Source organism: Halomonas sp. MMSF_3323, from assembly GCF_030733595.1.
GTDB lineage: Bacteria > Pseudomonadota > Gammaproteobacteria > Pseudomonadales > Halomonadaceae > Halomonas > Halomonas litopenaei.
In genome coordinates, this window is record NZ_JASHIT010000023.1 from 1 (window position 1) to 22,459 (window position 22,459).

General features: G+C 65.1%; 21 protein-coding genes. 13 read left to right on the forward strand and 8 right to left on the reverse strand.

The features are described from left to right. Positions 1 to 47: 47 nt before the first annotated feature. Together RBB39_RS12745 and RBB39_RS12750 are read right to left on the reverse strand one after the other, a co-directional pair. Positions 48 to 2,972: an insulinase family protein gene (locus RBB39_RS12745; RefSeq protein WP_045991339.1), complete on the reverse strand. Its 2,925-nt coding sequence runs from the start codon at positions 2,970 to 2,972 to the stop codon at positions 48 to 50. Beyond that, positions 2,972 to 3,655 (reverse strand): SOS response-associated peptidase, encoded by a 684-nt coding sequence (locus tag RBB39_RS12750; protein WP_045991338.1) that lies wholly within the window; start codon positions 3,653 to 3,655, stop codon positions 2,972 to 2,974. Before RBB39_RS12750 ends, RBB39_RS12745 begins: the two co-directional genes overlap by 1 nt. Before the next feature lie 180 nt (positions 3,656 to 3,835). Here RBB39_RS12750 and RBB39_RS12755 point away from each other — a divergent pair, with 180 nt between their 5' ends. After that, the gene (locus RBB39_RS12755) at positions 3,836 to 4,486 is read left to right on the forward strand and encodes a TetR/AcrR family transcriptional regulator (protein WP_045991337.1); all 651 of its coding nucleotides are present in this window, start codon (positions 3,836 to 3,838) and stop codon (positions 4,484 to 4,486) included. A gap of 74 nt (positions 4,487 to 4,560) precedes the next feature. Next, a complete protein-coding gene (locus RBB39_RS12760; RefSeq protein ID WP_371931875.1) occupies positions 4,561 to 5,190 on the forward strand; it encodes a 1-acyl-sn-glycerol-3-phosphate acyltransferase in 630 nt (209 codons plus the stop codon). A 214-nt stretch (positions 5,191 to 5,404) separates the two neighbouring features. Here RBB39_RS12760 and RBB39_RS12765 read toward each other — a convergent pair whose 3' ends face one another. Next, on the reverse strand, positions 5,405 to 6,700 hold the full coding sequence (locus RBB39_RS12765) for an HlyC/CorC family transporter (protein WP_045991336.1): 1,296 nt from the start codon (positions 6,698 to 6,700) through the stop codon (positions 5,405 to 5,407). A gap of 75 nt (positions 6,701 to 6,775) precedes the next feature. After that, complete coding sequence (locus tag RBB39_RS12770) at positions 6,776 to 7,576, reverse strand: inner membrane protein YpjD (RefSeq protein WP_045991335.1); 801 nt, start codon at positions 7,574 to 7,576, stop codon at positions 6,776 to 6,778. Between the two features lie 267 nt (positions 7,577 to 7,843). On the opposite strand from RBB39_RS12770, the gene ffh reads away from it, so the two are divergent. The 11 genes from ffh (at position 7,844) to recJ (ending at position 19,102) form a co-directional block, all read left to right on the forward strand. Further along, complete coding sequence (ffh, locus tag RBB39_RS12775; protein ID WP_306169132.1) at positions 7,844 to 9,262, forward strand: signal recognition particle protein; 1,419 nt, start codon at positions 7,844 to 7,846, stop codon at positions 9,260 to 9,262. Between the two features lie 278 nt (positions 9,263 to 9,540). Continuing rightward, on the forward strand, positions 9,541 to 9,789 hold the full coding sequence (gene rpsP, locus RBB39_RS12780) for a 30S ribosomal protein S16 (RefSeq protein WP_045991333.1): 249 nt from the start codon (positions 9,541 to 9,543) through the stop codon (positions 9,787 to 9,789). Positions 9,790 to 9,839: 50 nt separating this feature from the next. Further along, complete coding sequence (gene rimM, locus RBB39_RS12785) at positions 9,840 to 10,409, forward strand: ribosome maturation factor RimM (protein ID WP_045991332.1); 570 nt, start codon at positions 9,840 to 9,842, stop codon at positions 10,407 to 10,409. Positions 10,410 to 10,451: 42 nt separating this feature from the next. Further along, positions 10,452 to 11,258: a tRNA (guanosine(37)-N1)-methyltransferase TrmD gene (trmD, locus tag RBB39_RS12790; RefSeq protein WP_045991331.1), complete on the forward strand. Its 807-nt coding sequence runs from the start codon at positions 10,452 to 10,454 to the stop codon at positions 11,256 to 11,258. A gap of 110 nt (positions 11,259 to 11,368) precedes the next feature. Continuing rightward, entirely contained in the window at positions 11,369 to 11,725 is a 357-nt protein-coding gene (gene rplS / locus RBB39_RS12795) for a 50S ribosomal protein L19 (RefSeq protein ID WP_045991330.1), read from the forward strand. A gap of 154 nt (positions 11,726 to 11,879) precedes the next feature. Continuing rightward, positions 11,880 to 12,776 (forward strand): site-specific tyrosine recombinase XerD, encoded by an 897-nt coding sequence (xerD, locus tag RBB39_RS12800; RefSeq protein WP_239452500.1) that lies wholly within the window; start codon positions 11,880 to 11,882, stop codon positions 12,774 to 12,776. A gap of 3 nt (positions 12,777 to 12,779) precedes the next feature. Continuing rightward, the gene (locus RBB39_RS12805) at positions 12,780 to 13,517 is read left to right on the forward strand and encodes a DsbC family protein (protein ID WP_045991329.1); all 738 of its coding nucleotides are present in this window, start codon (positions 12,780 to 12,782) and stop codon (positions 13,515 to 13,517) included. A gap of 104 nt (positions 13,518 to 13,621) precedes the next feature. After that, positions 13,622 to 14,938 (forward strand): homoserine dehydrogenase, encoded by a 1,317-nt coding sequence (locus tag RBB39_RS12810; RefSeq protein ID WP_045991328.1) that lies wholly within the window; start codon positions 13,622 to 13,624, stop codon positions 14,936 to 14,938. 91 nt (positions 14,939 to 15,029) lie between these two features. After that, positions 15,030 to 16,421 carry a threonine synthase gene (thrC, locus tag RBB39_RS12815; protein ID WP_045991327.1) on the forward strand — a complete coding sequence of 464 codons (1,392 nt, stop codon included), beginning with the start codon at positions 15,030 to 15,032 and terminating at the stop codon, positions 16,419 to 16,421. A gap of 120 nt (positions 16,422 to 16,541) precedes the next feature. Further along, positions 16,542 to 17,159 carry a glutathione S-transferase family protein gene (locus RBB39_RS12820; protein WP_045991326.1) on the forward strand — a complete coding sequence of 206 codons (618 nt, stop codon included), beginning with the start codon at positions 16,542 to 16,544 and terminating at the stop codon, positions 17,157 to 17,159. 131 nt (positions 17,160 to 17,290) lie between these two features. Beyond that, positions 17,291 to 19,102: a single-stranded-DNA-specific exonuclease RecJ gene (gene recJ, locus RBB39_RS12825; protein WP_045991325.1), complete on the forward strand. Its 1,812-nt coding sequence runs from the start codon at positions 17,291 to 17,293 to the stop codon at positions 19,100 to 19,102. An 86-nt stretch (positions 19,103 to 19,188) separates the two neighbouring features. On the opposite strand, the gene RBB39_RS12830 is transcribed toward recJ, so the two are convergent. The 4 genes from RBB39_RS12830 to RBB39_RS12845 form a co-directional block, all read right to left on the reverse strand. Next, positions 19,189 to 20,673: a multicopper oxidase family protein gene (locus tag RBB39_RS12830; RefSeq protein ID WP_045991324.1), complete on the reverse strand. Its 1,485-nt coding sequence runs from the start codon at positions 20,671 to 20,673 to the stop codon at positions 19,189 to 19,191. A 190-nt stretch (positions 20,674 to 20,863) separates the two neighbouring features. After that, complete coding sequence (locus tag RBB39_RS12835; RefSeq protein ID WP_045991323.1) at positions 20,864 to 21,304, reverse strand: DUF411 domain-containing protein; 441 nt, start codon at positions 21,302 to 21,304, stop codon at positions 20,864 to 20,866. Further along, on the reverse strand, positions 21,301 to 21,450 hold the full coding sequence (locus RBB39_RS12840) for a hypothetical protein (RefSeq protein ID WP_185696471.1): 150 nt from the start codon (positions 21,448 to 21,450) through the stop codon (positions 21,301 to 21,303). Before RBB39_RS12840 ends, RBB39_RS12835 begins: the two co-directional genes overlap by 4 nt. Before the next feature lie 489 nt (positions 21,451 to 21,939). Then, positions 21,940 to 22,395, reverse strand: a complete 456-nt coding sequence (locus RBB39_RS12845; protein WP_045991321.1) for a VOC family protein — start codon at positions 22,393 to 22,395, stop codon at positions 21,940 to 21,942. Between the last annotated feature and the right edge of the window lie 64 nt (positions 22,396 to 22,459).

Below are 22,459 nucleotides of genomic sequence, written 5' to 3' on the forward strand. Positions count from 1 at the left end.
CAAGCAGGGGGCGATGGGGTGGGCCAGGGCCTTTTGGCAGAGCCCTGTCAGGGTTTGGCCGCCTGGGCGCTGGTGTCCGCCGGCGTCGGTGACAGCGATTCTTCCTCGTCACCGGGCAGGGCTTCCAGGTCGCCTTTCAACGCCATGACGTCGCTGGGTGCGGCGCCCGGATCGAAGGTCACGTCCACCACGGCGGCGCCACCCAGACGCTGCCAGCTGTCCTTCAGGCTGGCGGCGTCGACCTCGAGCACCGCGGCGGCCAGCCGCTCACGCCTATCGAAGTCGGTGTCGCCGTAGGACAGCGCCTGCCACAGGCGGGTGGTGCGCTCCTCGAGGCCCGAATCACGCTGGGTAATCTCGTCGTGGACCGCCTGGCGATAGGTGGCCAGGGTGTCGTCATCCAGGCTGTCCAGACGCTCGGGCACACGGTCGAGGAAGTCGCTGACCCTGGCCTTGAGCTCGTCGCTCTGGGTGGAGGGAGACTGCACCAGCAGGCTGATGCCCGGAGCGTGCAGCAGCGGTGAGTAGCCTGCGCTGACGATGTACCCGAGCTGCTGTTCGGTACGCAACTGCTGGTAGAAGGGTGTCTCGAGCAGCTTGCCGAGCACCGCGATGCGGGCTTGGGTGGCGATACCCTGGTCCGGCCCCTGCAGGTAGCGAATCAGCAGCGACTCGTCTCGGCTGGAGTCCGGCGTCAGGCTCGGCAGATCCACTGCCTTGAGTACCTGCAAGTCGGTGATGGCGTCCGCGCCAAGGCTGGGCTCAAGCGCCGCGATGGCCTGCTCGGCCTCGTCGCGTGCCAGCGACTCTTCCAGGTTGCCGACCACCAGCGCCTGCAGGTGCAGCTCGTCGAGGAAGCGCTCGCGGAAGTCGCGCAGGTCCTGGGCCTCGAGGTCGGACAGCGCCTCCAGCAGTACCTGGGGGGACCACTGGGGCCGAATCAGCGCCTCGGACAGGGTGCGTTGACCCTGGTGATAGAGCGGATTGCGTGGTGCATTGCCCCATTGCTTTTCCAGGCCGTAGCGTACTCGGGCGACGCTTGCGTCGAGGATCTCACCCTGCTTGAGCTGGTCGATCACCTCCCGTATCACCCTGTCCTGGCGGTCACGCCAGCCGGTGAAGGACAGCGTCATGCCACGCGAGTGGGCATAGGCTTCATACTTCTGTCCCGCCAGACGTGCGGCGTAGAGCTTCTCGTTGAGGCTGTCGTTGAGCCAGCCGGCCAGCAGTTGTGTCAGCACGGCCTGGCGCGGGGACTGGCTGGCGCCAGGGTGCTGCAGGCTGAAGCGCCAGGAGGCCTTGGGCGTATCGTACTCGGCATCGGCCTTGTACCAGGCGTCGGCCTCGGGGGTGTCGATCAGCAGTGAGGGGCGCTCGTCGTGGGCCTCAAGCAGCGCCAGGTCCTCGGCGATAAAGGGATTGGGCTCGGGCAGCGCCAGCCCCGCCAGGGGGTCGGCTGCGGTATCGGCCAATGGCGTCTCCTGCCAGGCGGTGTCGTAGTAGCGGCTGCGTTGGTCGCCTTCGACCTCGGGGCCGGTGTACAGGCGGATCATGTTGTCGGGGCGCAGCGCATCGAGCCAGCGACGCACTTCCTCCGCGTCGAGCCCGTCCATGCGGTAGCCGGCGCGGTTGACGTCCTCGAGCGGGTAGTGGGTCAGGCTCATGGACAGGCGCATGGCCTCGTCCAGGGCGTTACCGTGCTGCTGGAACTGGAACGCCTGCTCGGACAGGCTGGCCTGCTCGTCGTAGCGTTCCTCGCTGATGCCCTGTTGGCGAATCTGCTCGATGGTGGCAAACAGGCTGGCCTGGATGCGCTCGAGATGCTCGCGCCCCTCAGGGGTCAGGCTGACCTCCACGGCCAGCAGTGCATGGCGGCCGTCACCGCGGGTGACGCCGGCGGACAGGCCGTCGGCCCAGCCGGCCTCGCGCAGGCGGCTCAACAGGCTGCCGGGCCCCTCATGACCGATCAGGTTGGCGATGTAGCTGGCCGGCTTGTGGCGATAGCTGAGCACGGGGTCGGGCACCGGGAACAGAAAGCTGACGCGGCGAGCGTCGCGCAGCGACTGGGCCTCGGCGGCCAGCGGCAGGCGTGAGCGATCCACCAGTGGGGTGTCGATGACGGGTGCCCCGAGGCCGCGATCGGGCACCTCGGCGAAACGTTCGACCACCAGTGTCTGCAGTTGATCCAGCGGCATCGGCGCCACCACCGCCAGATGCATGACGTTGGCACCGTAGTGGTTGTCGTAGAAGTTCATGACCCGCTCGCGCAGGCTGGGCTCCCCTTCGGGCCGCTCGGCCAGGGTCTCCTTGCTGCCCACCGAGAAACCCACGGTGGGGTTGGCCGGATTGAGCAGGGCGTCGAGGACCTCGTTCTCGCGGCGTGCGTCATCGCGCAGGCGCGCCTGATATTCGGAGTGCACCACGTTGCGCTCGCTGCCCAGGCGGTCGGCGTTGAACAGCGGGTCGATGAAGAACCGACTGAAGCGATCCAGAGCGCCTTCGAAGGCCTCGGGCTCCACATCGAAGAAGTAGTTGGTGTCCAGCGAGGCGGTGAAGGCGTTGTGGCGCCCGCCGTGGCGGCTGATGTAGCCCTGGTAGGCGTCGGGCTCGGGGTAGGCCTCGGTGCCCAGAAACAGCATATGTTCGAGCAGGTGGGCGAGCCCCTGCAGGTCATCGGGATCCTGGGCGCTGCCCACCGACACATTGAGTGAAGCCGCCGCCTTGTCGGCCTCAGGATCGCTGACCAGCAGGACGTCGAGGCCGTTGTCCAGGGTCAGTACGCGATAGTCGCGGTCATCGTGGGGGCTGACGATCGGCGTCGTGGCGGTGGCCACGTCGGCGTCGGCCTGAGCCGTGACCGGTTGCTCGCTTGTAGCGGCCGGGGCCGCGGAAGCCTGAGCCAGCGGTAGCCACAGGCCGATCAGGGTGGCGACGAGGGCGCTGGCGCCGCGTCGTGTGAGGGTCGAAGCCATCACGTCTCCTTGGAAGTCTGGCGCCACATCTTGCCGATGGGGTGGGCACAGGATGGGTCTTGCTCTTGAGGATTGTTCACTCGTCTTGATACCGGAAAAGCGCCCAACAGTTCCCCGGGAGGGGGGCTCAACAGTGACTTGAGGTCCTCGGGATCACTCTGCGGGTCCAGCCAGGCCCTCGCTTGACCGGGGGCTATGACCGCCGGTAGACGGTCGGTCAGGGGGGCCAGAAAGCCAGGGCTAGGTACCGTGATCAAGGCGAAGGAGTCGTTATAGTCGGTAAGGGTGGTGTGAAACCTACACCATAGTCCGGCCAGCAGCATCGGCCCGCGGTCTGCCCTGGTGATCAGGAAGGGCTGCTTGTAGTTCGGACGCGGCTGCCAGGCGTAGGCGCCGGCTACCGGCACCAGGCAGCGCCGCGCGCGGAAGGCGTCACGGAACATCGGGCGCGAGTCGAGGCTTTCGGCGCGGGCGCAGTGGGGGGCGTGATCGAGCACCTGCAACCAGGGCGGTGTCAGGCCCCAGAAACCGATCCCCAGGGTAGGGCGTCCAGCTTCCAGGCGGATGATCGACAGTGGACGGCGCGGGGCCATGTTGACGCCGCTGATGGCCTGAGCCGGAGCATCGAGGTCGTCGAGGGCGGTCTCGATGGCGCGGGCGGGAATATAGAGACGGCCGGTCATGGGGGCTCCTGCGATCTGGAGGGCCAGCGTACCCAAGCTCCCGGTGTCAGGAAAGCCTTGAGCCCGTTGTCGCGGCGAAGGGGGCATAATGAGCGGTCGAAAACAGTGTTCGATTAATGTATGCTGAACGATACCGCTGAACCTGAAGCCGCCGATGTCCGGCCGCGAGAGAGAAGAGCGATGGCGCGTCCAAGACAGCATGCCCCCGAGGAGCTTCACGCCCAGGTGATGGCCGCCTGCGATGCCTGGCTGGCTGAGCAGCCGGTGCATGCCCTGTCGCTGCGCTCGTTGGCCCGGGAGGTGGGCTGTGCGCCGAGCACCCTGCTGAAACTCTACGGCAGCTTCAACAACCTGCTTCAGCACGTCAACCTGGAAAGCCTCGGTCGGCTGCGCACGGTGATGGAGCCCCTGCTGGTGGACACCACCGAGCCCGAGGCCCGGCTGCGTGCCCTGGCCCAGGGGTACTGGAAGTTCGCCCGCGAAGACGCCCATCGCTGGCAGCTGATGTTCGACTATCCGCTGGCCCAGGAAGGCGAGCTCGATCAGCGCCAGACCGATATGATCGGCGCACTGTTTGCCCGGGTCGAGGGGACCCTGACCGAGTATCAGCCGGAGCTCGAATCACTCGAGGCGCAGCGCCTGGCGCGAACCCTGTGGGGCAGCGTTCATGGCCTGGTGCAGCTGGGGCTCAATGATCGTCTTGGCTATTCCCAGGGCGGCGCCTTCGAGGTCGAGGAGCTGCTCGATCAACTGCTGTCGACCACCCTCGCCGGACTCAAGCAGATAGGCCGTGACCAGAGGGGCGATAGACAGGTGAACGACACGCCGTGATCGACGCACTCGTCTGGGGCCTCGTCGGCCTGCTTGCCTGCATCGCTGCCTGGCGCTTCTATCGCGCCCCGGCGGTGTATATCCGACGTTTCGTGTTTGCCTTTATCCATGTGTTGTACCGACTTCGCTTCCAAGGGCGTCGCTTCGTGCCCCCGCGCGGGCCGGCGCTGGTGGTGTGCAATCATGTCAGCTTCATGGATGCGCTGGTGATGGGCGGCGGCAGCCCCAGGCCGCTGCGCTTCTTGATGGATCGCCCGATCTACGAGTCGAAGCGCCTCAACTGGCTGTTTCGCATGGTCGGGGCGATACCCGTGGAGTCGGATCGTCGTGACCCGGGCAATGTGCGTCGCGCCCTGGAAGAAGTCAGCCGCGCCTTGAGAAACGGCGACGTGGTGATGCTGTTCCCGGAAGGGCGGCTGACGTCGGATGGTGAGGTCAAGACCTTCCGCCGGGGCCTCGACCTGATCCTGTCGAGGGATCCGGTGCCGGTGATTCCTGCCGCGCTGTCGGGCCTGTGGGGCTCGTGGACGTCCAATCGTCACGGCAAGGCCCTGGCCCATTTCCCCAGGCGCTGCCGCGCCCGGGTGGCGCTCTACTTCGACGAGCCGGTGCCGCCGGGGCAAGCCACCCGTCAGTCGCTGGAGGCCCGGGTGCGCGAACTCAAGGCCGAAGCCGATCGCTGGGTCGAGACCGGCCAGCCCTGAGGCAGCCGCCGCCGGGGTGCGCAGGCTCCGACAGAGGGAAGGTCGGGTTAGGGAAGGGATAACGCAGAAAGGGACGGCCTCGGCCGTCCCTTTCTCGTTAGTGCTTTGCTTGTCAGTGCTTTGCTGGCAAGTACTCTGCCTGCTGGGGCCTTGCCCGCCGGTTCCTTCCCTGCATGTCGCGTCGCGACTGACGTCCCTCTGGTCCTTGCGGTGGTCAGTCGCCCGCGTCGGATTCTGCCAGGACGCGGCGAGTGCCAGGCCAGCAGCTGACCGAGGTGATCAGGTTGTCGCGCATCTCGAGGATTTCCATGCGGATGTTGCCGATCTGCAGACAGGCCGGGCCGTCGGGGAAGGACTCGAGGTGTTCCAGTATCACCCCGTTCAGCGTCTTGGGGCCGTCGGTGGGCAAGTGCCAGCCCAGCGACTTGTTGATATCACGGATATTGGCGGTGCCGTCGATCACGTGGCTGCCATCGCTCTGGGGCAGCATGTCCTGTTCCTGGCCGGCCACGTCGGTGGTGAATTCACCGACGATCTCCTCGAGGATGTCCTCCAGGGTCACCAGACCCTCCACGTCGCCGTACTCGTCCACCACGATACCAATCCGGCGCTTCTGCTTCTGAAAGTTCAACAGCTGGGTGTGCAGCGGCGTCGATTCGGGAATGAAGTAGGGCTCCCGCGCTTCCTGCACGATGGCCGCCTTGGTCACCTCGCCTCTGGACAGGAAGCGGGCGGCATTGCGCAGGTGCAGCATGCCGATGATGCTGTTGATGTCGCCCTTGAATACCGGCAGCCGGGTGTGCTGGCTGGTGCGGATCTGGGTCAGGATATCCTCGAGACTGTCGTCGAGATCGATGCCGACCACCTCATGGCGCGGCACCATGATGTCGTTCACGGTGACATTCTCGAGATCCAGAATCGACAGCAGCATGGCCTGGTGGCGATGGGGGATCAGGGTGCCGGCCTCGTGGACCACGGTGCGCAGCTCGTCGCGGGTGAGATTGTCACCATTGCCGTCGATATTCTTGACGCCAAGCAGCCTGAGCAGGCCGTTGGAGATCACGTTGACCACCCACACCAGCGGATATAGCAGCTTGAGCAGCGGCTCCAGGATCATCGAGGCCGGGTAGGCGATGCGCTCCGGCTTCACCGCCGCGAAGGTCTTGGGGGTAACCTCGGCGAAGATCAGCACCACGATGGTCAGGATCGCCGTGGAGATGGCGGGGCCGCTGACATCGCCAAAGAAGTGGATGGCGATGATGGTGGCGATGGAGGCCGCCAGGTTGTTGACGAAGTTGTTGCCGATCAGGATGACGCCGATCAGCCGGTCGGGACGCGCGAGCAAGCGCATCACGCGCTTGGCGTTGCGCTGTCCGCTGTTGGCCTGGTGGCTCAACCGATAGCGGTTGATCGACATCATGCCGGTCTCGGAACTGGAGAAGAAGCCCGATAGGGCAATCAGCAGAAAGAGCAGGCCGAACAGCAGGCCCACCGGAAAGTCGTCGTTCAAGACGTGAAATCCTTGGTCGCGGGTAGGGGTCGAGTTGTAGGGGGTCGGGCCGGGAGTGTCAAGGAGACCTCCTGTCTAGCTGTGCGCTAACAGCACCTCAAGGACAAACTTGCTACCAAAGTAGGCCAGAAGCAGTGCGATATAGCCTCCCAGGGTCCAGCGCACCGCCCGCATGCCTCGCCACCCAAGGCGGTAGTGACACAGCAGCAGTACCGCGAACACCAGCCAGGCCAGCAGCGACAGCACCGTCTTGTGGACCAGGTGCTGGGCGAACATGTTGTCGAGGAACACGAACCCGCTGGCGATGGCCAGCGTAAGCAGGGCCATGCCCACCCAGATCATCTCGAACAGCACCCGCTCCATGGTGGTCAGCGGCGGCAGTGCCTGTACCACGCCGCGAATCCGGTGATGCTTGAGGGCCTTGTTCTGGACGCCTACCAGTATCGCCTGCAGCGAGGCGATGGCCAGCACCGCGAAGGCCAGGGCGGAGCTGACGGCGTGGAAGGCGATGCCGGGGGTCATGCCGTTTGCGCTGGTGGGGGTCGGTAGTTCGGTACCGAGCAGCAGCACCACGCCGGCAAAGGGGAACAGCACGGCGGCGATATTGAGCACCGGTTTGAACAGGCTGGCGCCCAGCAGCACCACCACCGCCAGGGCGGTGACCAGCACCGCGCTGGTGGACAGTCCTGGCAGCATCGAGCCCTCGAGGGCAAGCAGGCCGCCGGCGACGACCAGGTGGAGAGCCGCCGCCAGGGTGCCGAAGCCACGCACCAGTAGATCGCGCGGAGGAACCCGGCGAATCAGGGTCAGCCCTTGCCAGGAGGCAGCCGCCAGATAGAAGACAAAGGCCAGTAGAGCCAGAGGTAACGCCTGCATGCTGTGCTGTCCGTGCGCCTTGCCGGCGCCTTTGAAGATAGGGATCCTGGGTCCGGGGAATGCCTTCCCCTCGACACCGACTATACCGGATAGCGCCTCGGCTGACAGCCAGCGGGCGGCCTTCTTCGGCTGTCTTGCCGGCAACTGCATGGAGAGTCCGCGCCACAAGGCGTATAATTTGCGCCATCGTCAAGGCCGCGCACCGGCGGCCGTCTCAAGGGGCGTCTCGACAAGGGCGCCTTGAGGCCATCGCATTTGGAGAGGCCCATGTTTCAGAACCTGAGCGAGCGTCTGTCCCAGACGCTGAAGTCGATCAAGGGTCAGGCACGCCTGACCGACGACAACATCAAGGACACCCTGCGCGAGGTGCGCAAGGCGCTGCTCGAGGCGGACGTTGCCCTGCCGGTGGTCAAGGCGTTCATCGAGCGAGTGCGCGAACGTGCCGTGGGCCAGGAGGTCTCCCGCAGCCTGTCGCCGGGCCAGCAGTTCATCAAGATTGTCCAGCAGGAGCTGGAAGTCACCATGGGCGAGGCCAACGAAGGGCTGTCGCTCAAGGGCACGCCCTCCGTGGTGCTGATGGCCGGCCTGCAGGGTGCGGGCAAGACCACCTCGGTGGCCAAGCTGGGCAAGTATCTGCGCGAGCGCGAAAAGAAGAAGGTGCTGGTGGTTTCCACCGACGTCTACCGCCCCGCCGCCATCGACCAGCTCGAGACCCTGGCCAAGGAGGTCGAGGTCGACTTCTTCCCGTCGCGCTCGGATCAGGCCCCGGTGGACATCGCCACGGCGGCGCTGAAACACGCCAAGATCCAGTTCCATGACGTGGTGCTGGTCGATACCGCGGGTCGCCTGGCCATCGACGAAGCGATGATGCAGGAGATCCAGGGGCTGCATCAGGCTATCGAGCCCTCCGAAACGCTGTTTGTGGTCGACTCCATGACCGGCCAGGATGCGGCCAACACCGCCCGCGCCTTCGCCGATGCCCTGCCGCTGACCGGGGTAGTGCTGACCAAGGCCGACGGTGATGCCCGTGGCGGTGCCGCCCTGTCGGTGCGTCACGTCACCGGTCGTCCGATCAAGTTCATGGGTGTCGGCGAGAAGGTCGATGCCCTCGAGCCCTTCCATCCGGATCGTGTGGCCTCGCGCATCCTCGGCATGGGCGACGTGCTGTCGCTGATCGAGGAAGCCGAGCGTACCGTCGACAAGGGCAAGGCCGAACAGCTCGCCAAGAAGGTCAAGAAAGGCCAGGGCTTCGATCTCGAGGACTTCCGCGAACAGCTCCAGCAGCTCAAGAAGATGGGCGGCATGAGCGGCCTGATGGGCAAGCTGCCGGGCATGGGGCAGATGGCCGAGATGGCCCAGGGACCTGGGCCCGAAAAGGAGCTTGGCAAGCTCGAGGCGCTGATCAACTCGATGACGCCGAAGGAGCGCCGTAATCCGGACATCATCAACGGCTCGCGCAAGCGCCGTATCGCCGCCGGTGCCGGCCTGCAGGTGCCGGACCTCAATCGTCTGCTCAAGCAGCACAAGCAGATGCAGAAGATGATGAAGAAGGCCGGCAAGAAAGGCGGCATGCAGAAGATGATGAGGGGCATGTCCGGCATGATGGGCGGAGGTGGTCCTGGCGGTCCCGGGGGTATGGGTGGCATGGGTGGCATGGGTGGCCCCGGCGGCATGCCCTGGCGCTGAGTCAGTTTTCTTGCGCTGGTGCTGTTTTTAATGCCAAGCGCCCAAGCGTGATGAAGATGCAATACGCTGGGCCCGCCACTCCCGGCCCTGGCACCGCTGGTGGGCCGCTCGTCAAGGGATGAGCGGTAAAAAAGGTTCCCTTGGGGGGTGGTTTTCCGTAGAATACTGCCTCTTCACTCGAGGACCGCGCCTGGCGCGGCCCTCGTCGTGAGCGAAACACCGGTGGCTGGCCTGGCCGTCGCCGTTATCTGAAATCCCAACCGAAGGACAGTCAACGTATGGTTACCATTCGTCTGGCACGTGGTGGCGCCAAGAAGCGTCCCTTCTACCACCTCGCCGTGACCGATTCCCGCAACGCCCGCGACGGCCGCTTCATCGAGCGTCTGGGCTTCTTCAACCCGGTGGCCCGTGGCCAGGAAGAGCGTCTGCGCATCGACCTCGACCGCATCGCCCACTGGCAGTCCCACGGCGCGCAGCTGTCTGACCGCGTCGCCGAGCTGGTCAAGGAAGCTCGTAAGCAGGCCTGAGGCGCAAGCCTTGCCTGTGAATGTCCCGGTGTGAAAGAGGTTTGACCCAGATGGCATCGCCACAACGCCCTAGCGCGCAGCGCCAAGCGCAAGACGATCGCCACAGCGACGATTACGTCGTGCTGGGCAAGCTGACCAGTCCTTACGGCATCAAGGGCTGGCTGAAGGTGTATTCCTACACCTCACCCATGGAAGGCATTCTCGACTATGCCGAATGGGTGGTCCGTCACGACGGACAGATTTCGCGCCACCGCCTCAAGCAGGGGCGCAAGCAGGGACAGGGCCTGGTCGCCCAACTGGACGGTGTCGATGACCGTGACCGCGCCGAGAGTCTGGCCGGAGCGGACATCCTGCTGGCCAAGCAAGACCTGCCCGAACTCGACAGTGAAGAGTACTACTGGCACCAGCTGGAAGGCCTCAGGGTCGTCACGCTGGAAGGGGTGTCTCTGGGACGCCTGGCCTACCTGTTCGAGACCGGTGCCAACGACGTCATGGTCGTGAAGGGCGGCGACGCCCCGGACGATCGCGAACGTCTGCTTCCCTACCTGCCCGATGACGTGGTCAAGCGCGTCGATCTCGAGGCGGGGGAGATGCTGGTCGACTGGGACCCGGAGTTTTGAGCGCAGTGCGTTTGAAAACCGCGTCGACAGGAGATCGATAACGTGTGGATAGGGGTGGTGTCACTGTTTCCGGAAATGTTCGAGGCGATTACTCGCCACGGCGTGACCGGCAGGGCCGTCGACAAGGGCCAGGTGACGCTGGAGTTCTGGAACCCCCGGGACTACGCCACCGACCGCCATCGCACCGTGGATGATCGCCCCTATGGCGGTGGTCCCGGCATGCTGATGAAGGTCGACACCCTGAGAAGTGCCATCCACGACGCCCGCAGCCGAGCCCAGGCGGCCACCGGCGAGCGTCCCAAGGTGATCTACCTGTCGCCCCAGGGGCGCAGACTGGATCAGCAGGGCGCGCGGGAACTGGCGTCCGGACCGCCCCTGGTGGTGGTGGCGGGGCGTTACGAAGGCATCGATGAACGCGTGGTCGAAGCGGACATCGATGAGGAGTGGTCGATCGGCGACTATGTCCTGAGCGGGGGAGAGCTGCCCGCCATGGTGCTGATCGATACGGCGGCAAGGCTGGTGCCCGGTGTACTGGGGCATCAGGATTCCGCGGTCGAGGACTCCTTCAACGACGGTCTGCTGGACTGTCCGCACTATACGCGCCCGGAGGAAATCGACGGTCGCAAGGTGCCGGACGTACTGCTCAGCGGTCACCACGGACAGATCCGTCAGTGGCGGATGAAACAGTCCCTGGGGCGTACCTGGCAGCGGCGGCCCGACCTGCTCGAGGGCAGGCAGCTGTCGAAGGAGCAGAAGCGGCTGTTGAACGAGTTCATCGACGAACACGCCGACAAGGCGGAGGTGCAGGACGATCGTCGGGATTCCGACGAGGCGGCCAGTCGCCGCTGACGGACCTGCGTCATCAACGACCCGCGCGCTCGAGCTTCGAGGGCCGGGATCACGATCCATCGGCACCCACGACCGATCGATGGATCACAACGATTTCAGGAGTGAGTCAAATGAGCAGCAAGAACAAGGTGATCCAGGCGCTCGAAGCCGAGCAGATGAGCAAGCAGGTGCCGGACTTTGCACCGGGCGACACCATCGTCGTTCAGGTCAAGGTCAAGGAAGGCAACCGCGAGCGTCTCCAGGCCTTCGAAGGCGTGGTCATCGGCAAGCGTAACCGCGGTCTGAACTCCGCTTTCACCGTGCGCAAGATCTCCCACGGCGTCGGCGTCGAGCGTACCTTCCAGACCTACAGCCCGCTGGTCGACTCCATCAGCGTCAAGCGTCGCGGTGACGTGCGCCAGGCCAAGCTGTACTACCTCCGTGAGCGTAGCGGCAAGTCTGCACGCATCAAGGAAAAGCTGGCCTAAGACGCGTAAGCGTCTGCCAGTCCGAGGGAGGCCCTGCCTCCCTCGCCCGACACCCCGTCACCACCTTCGTGGGGCGGGGTGTCGGTGCATTGGGGGCCTTCTCGTGCTTCACCAGTGCCCTCGATGGCCAGCCCCACAGCCCAGGAGGTGTTGCTTGAGCGCCGGCGATCGTCAGACAATCGACCGCTTCCTCGACCAGCTATGGCTCGAGCAGGGCGTCAGCGACCATACCCTGAGCGCCTATCGCCACGATCTGGAGGCCTGGGCCAACTGGCTTTCTGGTCAGTCGTGCGCGTTGCTCACGCCGGGTGAGCGGACCTTGCCGGACTGGCTGGACTCGCGTCGCGAGCAGGGCTACAAGCTCACCAGCAATGCCCGGCTGCTGTCGAGCCTCAGGCGCTTCTACCGCTGGGCCCTGGCCGAAGGCATGATCGAAGCGGATCCGCTGGCCCGGGTGCGCCTGCCGCGGGTACGGCCATCGTTGCCGGACACCCTGGACGAGGACGAGGTCGAGCGCCTGCTGAATGCGCCGGACCTGTCCACCGCTCTGGGACTGCGCGATCGCGCCATGCTCGAGGTGCTGTACGGCGCGGGGCTTCGCGTCAGCGAACTGGTCGGCCTGACCACCGATGCGGTCAATCTGCGCCAGGGCGTGGTGCGGGTGCGCGGCAAGGGGCAGAAGGACCGTCTGGTGCCGCTGGGCGAGGAAGCCGGCCACTGGCTCGAGCGCTACCTGCGCCAGGGGCGTAGCGAGCTGATGAGCGATATCCAGCGTCCGGCGCTGTTCCCCGGACGGGGCGACGGCGCCATGACCCGCCAGACCTTCTGGCACCGAATCAAGCACTACGCCAGTGTGGCAGGCATCGATCGTCCGCTGTCGCCACACACCCTGAGGCACGCCTTTGCCACCCATCTGTTGAATCATGGGGCCAATCTGCGTGTCGTACAGATGCTGCTGGGGCACTCGGACCTGTCGACGACCCAGATCTACACCCATGTGGCGCAGGCGCGACTGGAAGCCCTGCACGCCGACCATCATCCTCGAGGCTGACCCATGAAACGCCCTCTGTTCGTGCTTTCCCTGCCCGCTCTGCTCACCGCTGCCCTGTGGACCAGCGGTGCGCTGGCGGCCCCTCCCGCCGCGCTCAATGAGCTTGAGGTGAACGGCCAGAAGATGCCGGTGAGTCAGGTGCTGGATACCCCCATGGACGGCATCTACGAGGTGCGTCTGGAGACCGGGGAGTCCTTTTACACCAACGAGAGCGGCAGCCACTTCCTGGTGGGGGATCTGTACCAGAACGCCGAGGACGGCCTGGTCAACCTGTCCGAGCAGAGCCGCAACGCCAGCCGCGCCAGCCGCGTGGCGGCCATCGACGAGTCCGAGCAGATCGTCTATCGCGGGGTCGATGAGCCCAAGGCCACCATCCACGTCTTCACCGATACCACCTGTCCTTATTGCCGCAAGTTGCACGAGGAAGTGCCGCGCCTCAACGAGCTGGGCATCCAGGTCAACTACCTGGCCTTCCCGCGTGGCGGCATGCAGAGCGAAGGCGCCCGCCAGCTCGAACAGGTGTGGTGCGCCGACAATACCAGCGAGGCGATGACCGCCGCCAAGAGTGGAGAGGTTCCGAGCGGCGCCACAAGCTGCGACAATCCGGTGGAGCGGCAGTATCATCTGGGGCTGGAGCTGGGCGTGCAGGGCACGCCGGCGATCATCCTGCCCGACGGCACCATGGTCCCGGGCTATGTGCCCGCCGAACGGCTGGCCGAACGCCTCGGTATCGACGGCTAAGCCCGTCCGACAACACAATCGAGAAGGCCCGAGCCAGACTCGGGCCTCGCCAAATCGCTGACACAGCCGTTGCTTGCGGCGACGGTCGAGAAGGGAGAATGACATTGAAACCGGTGAGAGTGGGAATCTGTGGGCTGGGTACCGTCGGTGGCGGCACCTTCAATGTACTGACGCGCAACGCCGACGAGATCGCTCGGCGTGCCGGTCGCCCGCTGGTGATCGAGCAGGTCGCCCATCGCAGCATCAATCCCGCCTGTGACCTTACCGGTATTCGTACCACCAAGGACGTCTTCGAGGTGGCGACCAACCCCGATATCGACGTGGTGGTGGAGCTGATCGGCGGCTACGACGTGGCCCGCGAGCTGGTGATGATGGCCATCGAGAATGGCAAGCACGTGGTCACCGCCAACAAGGCGCTGATCGCGGTGCACGGCAACGAGATCTTCAAGGCGGCCCATGAAAAGGGCGTGATCGTGGCCTTCGAGGCCGCCGTGGCCGGCGGTATCCCGGTAATCAAGTCGCTGCGCGAGGGCCTGGGTGCCAACCGCATCAGCTGGGTGGCGGGTATCATCAACGGTACCGGCAACTACATCCTGACCCATATGCGCGACGAGGGCCGGGCGTTCGAGGACGTGCTCGCCGAGGCCCAGGCGCTGGGCTACGCCGAGGCCGATCCGACCTTCGACGTGGAAGGCATCGACGCCGCCCACAAGCTGACCATCCTGGCGTCCATCGCCTACGGTGTGCCGCTGCAGTTCGAGAAGGCCTACACCGAGGGTATCTCTCGGGTCACCGCCGAGGACGTCGAGCAGGCCGACAACCTGGGCTACATCATCAAGCACCTGGGCATCTCCAAGCGCACCGGTGACGGCCTCGAACTGCGCGTCCATCCGACGCTGATTCCCAAGGAGCGGCTCCTGGCCAGCGTCCACGGGGTCAAGAACGCCATCGCCGTGATGGGTGACGCCGTCGGTCCGACCCTCTACTACGGTGCCGGCGCCGGTGACGAGCCCACCGCCTCGGCGGTGGTCGCCGACCTGCTCGACGTGGCCCGCGACATCTCCACCGAGCACCGCTATCGCACGCCTTATCTGGCCTTCTGCGGCGTCACCGATGACTGTGACGAGCTGCCGATCATGCCCATGGAAGACATCACCACGGCCTACTACCTGCGCCTGCTGGCGGTGGACCGCCCCGGCGTGCTGGCGCGGGTGGCGACCATCCTCTCCGAGGAGGGTATCTCCATCGAGGCGCTGATCCAGAAGGAGGCCACCGAGGGCGAACTGGTGCCGATCATCCTGCTGACCCACCGTACCCTCGAGAAGCACATGAACGAGGCCATTCGCCGCATCGAGTCTCTGGCCGACATCGCCGGCTCGGTGACCCGCATTCGCGTCGAGAGCCTCGACGAGCAGGACTGATGATGCCTGCGGGAGCGGGCCCAGGCTCGCTTTCGCGGGCGCTTCGCTGGAATCTCAGGCCGCGCCCCGGGCGGCGGCAAGGAATCACAAGATGCGCTATATCAGCACCCGCGGGCAGGCGCCCGCGCTGTCCTTCGAAGAAGTCGTCCTTACCGGCATGGCCGCCGACGGTGGCCTCTACGTTCCCGAGGACTTCCCTCACCTGAGCGCCGACGACCTGGCCGACATGGCCGGGCTGTCCTACGCCGAGATCGCCTTTCGGGTGATGAAGCCCTTCGTCGGCGGCGAGATCGACGACGACACCTTCCGTGGCCTGGTCAAGGACGCCTACGCGACCTTCAGCCACGACGCCGTGGTGCCGCTCAATCAGCTCGACGCCAACCACTTCCTGCTCGAGCTGTTCCACGGTCCGACCCTGGCGTTCAAGGACGTGGCCCTGCAGCTGCTCGGACGTATCCTCGATCACTTCCTCAAGAAGCGTGGCGAGCGTGCGGTGATCATGGGCGCCACGTCCGGCGACACCGGCTCGGCGGCGATCGAGGGCTGTCGTCACTGTGACAACCTCGACATCTTTATCCTGCACCCCCACAACCGGGTGTCCGAGGTACAGCGCCGGCAGATGACCACGGTGCTGGCCGACAACGTCTTCAACGTCGCCATCGAAGGCAACTTCGACGACGCCCAGGCCATGGTCAAGGCCAGCTTCGCCGACCAGAGCTTCCTCGATGGGGCTCGGCTGGTGGCGGTGAACTCGATCAACTGGGCGCGGATCATGGCCCAGGTGGTCTACTACGTAGCCTCCGCTGTGGCGGTGGGCGCGCCCCAGCGTCAGGTCAGCTTCTGCGTGCCCTCGGCCAACTTCGGCAACGTCTTCGCCGGCTACGTGGCCTACCGCATGGGGCTGCCGGTGAAGCAGTTCATCGTCGCCACCAACGCCAACGACATCCTCCATCGCACCCTGGCCGACAACGACTTCTCCAAGCAGGAGCTGCTGGCCACCCTGGCGCCGTCCATGGACATCGTGGTGTCGTCCAACTTCGAGCGACTGCTGTTCGAGGCCTACGACCGCGACGGCGGCGCCGTGGACGAGCTGCTCGGGCGCTTCCAGAACGAGCCGACGGTGCTGGCCGAAGCCCCGCTGGGCCGGCTGCGCGAGGTCTTCTCGAGCCACAGCGTGGATGACGACACCATCCTCGAGGTGATCCGCGAGGCCCACCACCGCACCCAGGAGATCCTCGATCCCCACACCGCTACCGGCTATCGTGCCGCCGAGCGCGAGCGCAGGGACGCCTCTACGCCGATGATCACCCTGGCCACCGCCCACCCGGCCAAGTTTGCCGAGGCGGTGGTCAAGGCCGGCTTCCCGGGTGTGCCGTTGCCGCCACATATGGACGATCTGCTCGAGCGCGAGGAACGCTACGAGGTGCTGCCGGCTAGACTCGAAGCGGTACAAGCCTTCGTCGCCGAACATCGTCGTCGCTGAGGCCTTCGGGATGGGGCCGAGCGCCTTGCGGCGTTCGGCTCGGTTTAGTGCCAATCGGTTCTTATCCATCGGTTTTTGCCAAGGGTGCCCGCTGCCGGGCATCCCGACAGGGAGACTTCCATGAAGCTGTGGGGACGCAACAACTCGGTCAACGTCAAGAAGCCCGTCTGGTGTGCCATCGAGCTGGGGATCGACCTCGAACGGGTCGATCTGGGAGGGCCCTTCGGTGGGCTCGATACGCCGGAATTCCTGGCCAAGAATCCCAACGGCCTGATTCCCTGTCTCGAGGACGGAGACCTGGTGCTGTGGGAATCCCACACCATCGTCCGCTATCTGGCCGATGTGCACGGTGACGGTCGGCTCGCGACCGACTCTGCCGGCGCCAGGGCGCGCTGCAGCATGTGGATGGACTGGGCGCTTGGCAGTCTGGCGGGCCCCTATCGGGATCTGATCATGAACCTGGTGCGCGGCACCCCCGAGACCCGCGACGATGCGGCCATCGAGCGTGGCCTGGCCGGGTTCGAGAAGAGCCTGCGTATCGCCGACGGTGCGCTGGCTCGCCAGCCCTGGCTGTCCGGCGAGGAATTCGGCATCGGTGATATTCCGCTGGGGGCCTACGTCTACCTGTGGTTCGCCCTGGATATCGAGCGCCCGAGCCTGCCGAACCTCGAGGCCTGGTACGAGAAGCTGACCCAGCGCAGCGCCTATCGCGAACACGTGATGCTGCCGATCAGTTAAGTCGATCCAGCTGCGTTGGACGCGCCGGTATCGCGTCGGCGCAGGTGGCGGTCAGCACGCCATCTGCGCCGACCTTCTCGGTTCCCGTCACCCTCCTGCGCCACCCTCGCTTCAACCTTCCAGAGAATCCGATGTCCCACTCTTCTCCGGCAAATGCCGGCTCGAGCGAGCATGCCGAGCCGCGTCCGCGTATCGAACCGCGTCCTCGCAACGAAAGGCTATATCGGCAGGGACTCGAGGCCGGGCTGTCGGAGCTTCAGGCCCGGCTGCTGGCCGGACGCCTGCCCGACTACCAGGGCGAACTCGGCCCGCTGGTCGATCCGAGTCTGCGTCATCTGGTCCATCCCGAGCGTCTGGCCGATGCGCCGAGAGCGGCCGAGCGCATCGCCCAGGCGGTGGCCGAGGGCGAGCACATCGGCATCCTCACCGATTACGACGTGGACGGCATCACCTCCCACGTGGTGATCCGGCGAACCCTGAACGAACTGTTCGGGGTGCCGGAGTCACGTCTGCACAGTCTGATCGGTCACCGTATTCATGACGGCTATGGCATCAGCCTGCCGTTGGTGGAGCGCACCCTGAAGCTGACGCCGCGGCCCAGCCTGGTGATTACCGCCGACTGCGGCAGCAGCGACGAGGCGCGTATCGCCAGGCTCAAGGCGGCGGGAATCGACGTGGTGGTCAGCGATCACCACGCTTTGCCCCTGGAAGGGCCGCCGCCCTCGGCCTATGCCACGGTCAATCCGACCCGAGCCGACTGCGACTACCCGGACGCCACCATCGCCGGCTGCATGGTGGCCTGGCTGTTGATGTCGCTGACCCGCCAGGTATTGATCGAACAGGCGGTACTGTCGCCGTCCACGCCCAAGCTCTCGCCCTGGCTGTCCTACGTGGCGCTGGGCACCGTGGCCGACTGTGTGTCACTGGGTGGCAGCGCCATCAACCGGGCGGTGGTGCGCCACGGTCTGGCGCTGATCAATCGCATGGGCGAGCCCTGCTGGCGGGTAATGGCGGAGCGCCTGGGCGCCGACAGCGTGCCCTTCGACGCCGAGACCCTGGGCTTCCAGATGGGGCCGAGAATCAACGCCCGTTCGCGTCTCGACGATCCCTACGCGGCGCTTCACTTCATGCTCGCCGGGGATGACGGGGTGGCGCGGCGTCACCTGGAGACCCTGGACGCCGACAACCAGTCGCGCAAGGCCATCGAAGCCGACATGGTCGCCGAGGCCAGGCTGCTGGCCCGCCGGGCGCTGGACGCCGACGAGCCGGTGGTCATCGTCTATCTGGAGAACGGCCATCCGGGGGTTCAGGGCATCGTCGCCTCGCGCCTGGTGCAGGCCTACGGACGGCCGACCCTGGTGCTGACCCCCGCCGCAGAGGCCGGCATGCTGACCGGCTCCGGACGCTCGGTGGAGGCGCTGCACCTGCGCGATGCTCTGCAGCGCGCCCACGACCTGGCCCCCGAGGCGCTTACGCGTTTCGGCGGCCACCGGGGCGCCGCCGGCGTCGGCGTGGTACAGGAACGTCTCGACGACTTCCGCCAGGCGCTGATCACCGCGGTCAGCGAACAGCTCGGCGATCTGGAACTGGTGCCCAGGCTCTACACCGACGGTGAACTCGGCGAGCATCAGCTAAGCCTCGAGACCCTGGCCGAGATCGAGGGCCTTGGCCCCTTCGGCCGCGAGTTCGAGGCGCCGCTGTTCGAGGGGCGCTTTCTGGTGGAGCGGCTCAAGCCGGTGGGTGACGGCAGTCACCTGACCCTGGAGCTGTCCTGTCGCGGACTGACCCTGAAGGCCATCTGGTTTCGCTGCCTGACCCCGGGCCAGTTGCCGGACTTCGACGTGGGCGCCACCCTCCACTGCGCCTACAAGCTCAATCGCAACCGCTTCCGCGGACGCGAGTCGCTGCAGCTGATGGTGGAGCACGCAGAGCCCGTTGAATAAGCCGGGCGACTGAAGCGGTCGAACGAGGGTCGGTGATCCCGGCAAGCCTCGGTCTTCGTTGCCCGGAGGCCCCGGCGCTGCTGGCTTCAGGTTACCGTGAATTGTCCCATCATGCCGTTATCTTCGTGTTCGAGGATATGGCAGTGATACATGAAGGGCGCACCCAGCGAAGGCTGGTTGAAATGGACCAGCAGTTCGACGGGCTCGCGCACCAGCACAGTGTCTTTCATGCCCTTGTCACGGGTCTGCGGCGCAGAACCGTTGCGGCTGATGACCTGGAAATGCACGCCGTGTACATGGAAGGGGTGGGCCATCATTGCGCCGGTCACCTCCCATATTTCGCTATCACCCAGGTTGACCCGCTCATCGACTCTGTCCATGGAGAAGGCACGGTCATTGATGCCGAAGCTGGCCCTGCTCATCCGTGTTTCGTCCCTCCTCATGTTTCCCATGCCCATGCCCATGCCCATCTCCATGCCCATGGTCAACTCGAAGCGACGTCTGCGCAGTGCCGTTGAGGGAATCCGGGGTTCAGGGGCGTGAAGCCGCTGTGGTACCTGAAGGGAACTGCTGCCGGAGCCTTGGGGAATGAACTCGATGACGGTCGTTTCGCTAGCCCCTGACATGGGCGTCATCATGCGCATCATCGACAGACTACTGTCTGGTCCGGTAGTCAGGGTCGCAGGGCGACCATTGGAGAAATCGACGAGAATTTCGGCTCGCTCTCCTGGAACGAGGCGTAGCGAGCGCAGCGCAACAGGCTTCTCGAGCAGACCTCCCTCCGAGGCAATCCAGTGAAAGATTCTGGCGTCGGAGAACGCCAGATCGAAAAACCTGGCGTTGGCACCATTGACCATCCTCAGACGCACCAGCCGGGGAGGAACCTTTGCTACTGGGTTGACAGTGCCGTTGACCAAGAGAGTGTCGCCACGTCGTCCATGCATCGTCGTCATCATGCCCTGTGGTAATACCAGGGTTCCCTGCTCGAACTGCTTATCCTGAAGTATCAGGGGAATGTCATCGACACCGTAATCCGAGGGCAGGCCCAGCGATTTTTCATGGTCGTCACTGACGATCAACATTCCTGCCAGGCCTGCGTAGACCTGTCTGGCGGTGCGCCCATGAGCGTGTGAGTGGTACCAGAGAGTGCATGCCCGCTGACGTATCGGTAGTACCGGTCGCCAGGTGGCTCCGGCGGGGATCGTCTGGTGAGGGCCGCCGTCCAGGTTGCCGGAGACCAGCAGCCCATGCCAGTGCACGGTGGTGTCTTCACCCAGGGTGTTGGTGATGGTGACCTCGGAATCGTCGCCCTGGTGGACCCGAAGCGTGGGACCTAGGTAGCTCCCGTTGTAGCCCAAGGTGATGCTTTCTCGGCCAGGGAAGAAATGGCGCGAGCCCTCCTGAACTTCCAGCGCAATCGACTGGTGACGGCTGCGGGCATCGATCAGTTCCGGGATGTAAAGCTCGTTGAGTTGCGGCAGTGAGTACAAGCGACCTGTGGCGTTGGCTGCCAGCACGGCACCACCCGATAGCAAGGAGCCCATCAGGAACGAGCGGCGTGTCATGAACATGCTTTTCTCCTTCACGGTAACCATCTTGTTGCGCTCACATCGACAGACTGTGGCCGAACAAGCGAGTCTTTTGACTCGTCAGGTGAGAGCAGATAGGTCAAGGCGACAAGACCGGGTTGCTTGGCCCTGGATCGCTGTGGCGCTGGTGGTGATGCCCCGGCAGCTGCCGGGGCCTTGCCCGTGAGGGCGTTCAGAGCGTCATGAATGGCCTGGCCTCACCATCGCGGAACTCGTAGACGTTCCACTCCTGCTGGCGAGGGCCTGGCATGCCTGGGGTGCCGGCAGGCATGCCGGCCAGACCGATGCCGGCTGTATCGGGGTGCTGTTCGAAGAGTCGATCCAGCGCCGCGAAGGGCACGTGCCCCTCGACCGCGTAGCCCCCCATTTCGATGGTATGACAGGCGCCGAGGCCAAACGGAATGCCGAGGCGTTGCTTGATGCTACCGATGTCTCGAGTCTCGACGATGGTCACGTCGACACCACGTTGTTCCAGCAGGCGCGCGTACTCGTCACAGCAGCCGCACTGTGGATTCTTGTACAAGGTGGCAGTGTCGGGCAGATCCGCCATCGCGGGCGCCGCAGCCAGCAGGCTGGTGGCGAGGAAAAGCAGGGAGGCGTGACGGTGGCTCATGACTGTTTCTCCCGAGAGCGGTGAGTGGTGAGAAGGTACTTGCCGAGGGCGGAGATGCCGAGACCCAGCAGGATCAGCCAGGCGATCGGCATTAGCCAACCGATCCAGCCCATCGAACCCATAAAGGCGAAACATGTCGTGCTCATTGGTGTAACTCCTGACAGAAGAAGCGTGGCACCGGGGTAGGTGCCTTGTGATGTGCGGTGGTGACATGACGCTTTTTGCTGTCAGGAACGAGGAGGGCGCCTCGGCGGCGCAATGATGTGACTGGTGCCAGCCGGGACGACGATGTCGATCAAGCCGGCTGGCGGTGTGTCGTGGATGGTCGGCAACGGCGAGACGGCGGCACAGACGCTGCACTCCGGGTGTGTGTGGTCTGGTGTGTCGCTGTGGAGTGCGATACAGGGGCCTGCGCAGTCCTCCATGGCCACGGCAGTCGGTCCAGCAAGGATCGTCAGCACTACCAGCATGACCATGAGCACCATCGGTGCCATGGCCAGGCGTTTGATGCAGTTGCAAAGCAGTGTTCGAGCCGTGGGGTTCATCAACTTGCCCTTGTGGAGTTGATTGACCTCGCAAGCAGGCTTCCTATGGTCAGCCGCCGCGTATTTTCCACCGGAGTGGTTCCGGGTACGTCAATAATTTGGCCAGATGCCCGGGGTGGCGAGTTCCAGCAGATGCCCGTCGGGGTCGCGGAAGTACAGGCTCTCGCCGCCCTTGGGCCAGTGGGTACGACCCTCGATCTCGACCCCGTGGGCGTCGAGGCGCGTCTCCCAGGCACCAAGCTCCTCGCGGTCGATGGCCAGCGCCATATGCACCCAGCCGCGGCCGTCGTGGGGCGGGATGGTGCCCATGTCATCCGGCAGCACCACCGTCTCCAGGGTCTCGCCCTCGAGAAACAGCAGTAGCACCGAAGGGCCGACCTGGTAGGCGGTGAAGCGATGGTCGGCGTTGAAGGGCTCAAGCCCCATCACCTCCTCGAAGAAGGCGCGCGCCCGCGCCATGTCGGCCACGTACAGGGCGGTTTCCAGCACCGACCTGAGGCGGGGGCAGGGGGGCGAATCCAGGTCACTCACGGAAGGCTTGCTCATGGGGCGCTCCTCGGCGTGGCGGTCTCTTCAGGATAGCCAGAACCACCACACAATCAGGCCGATC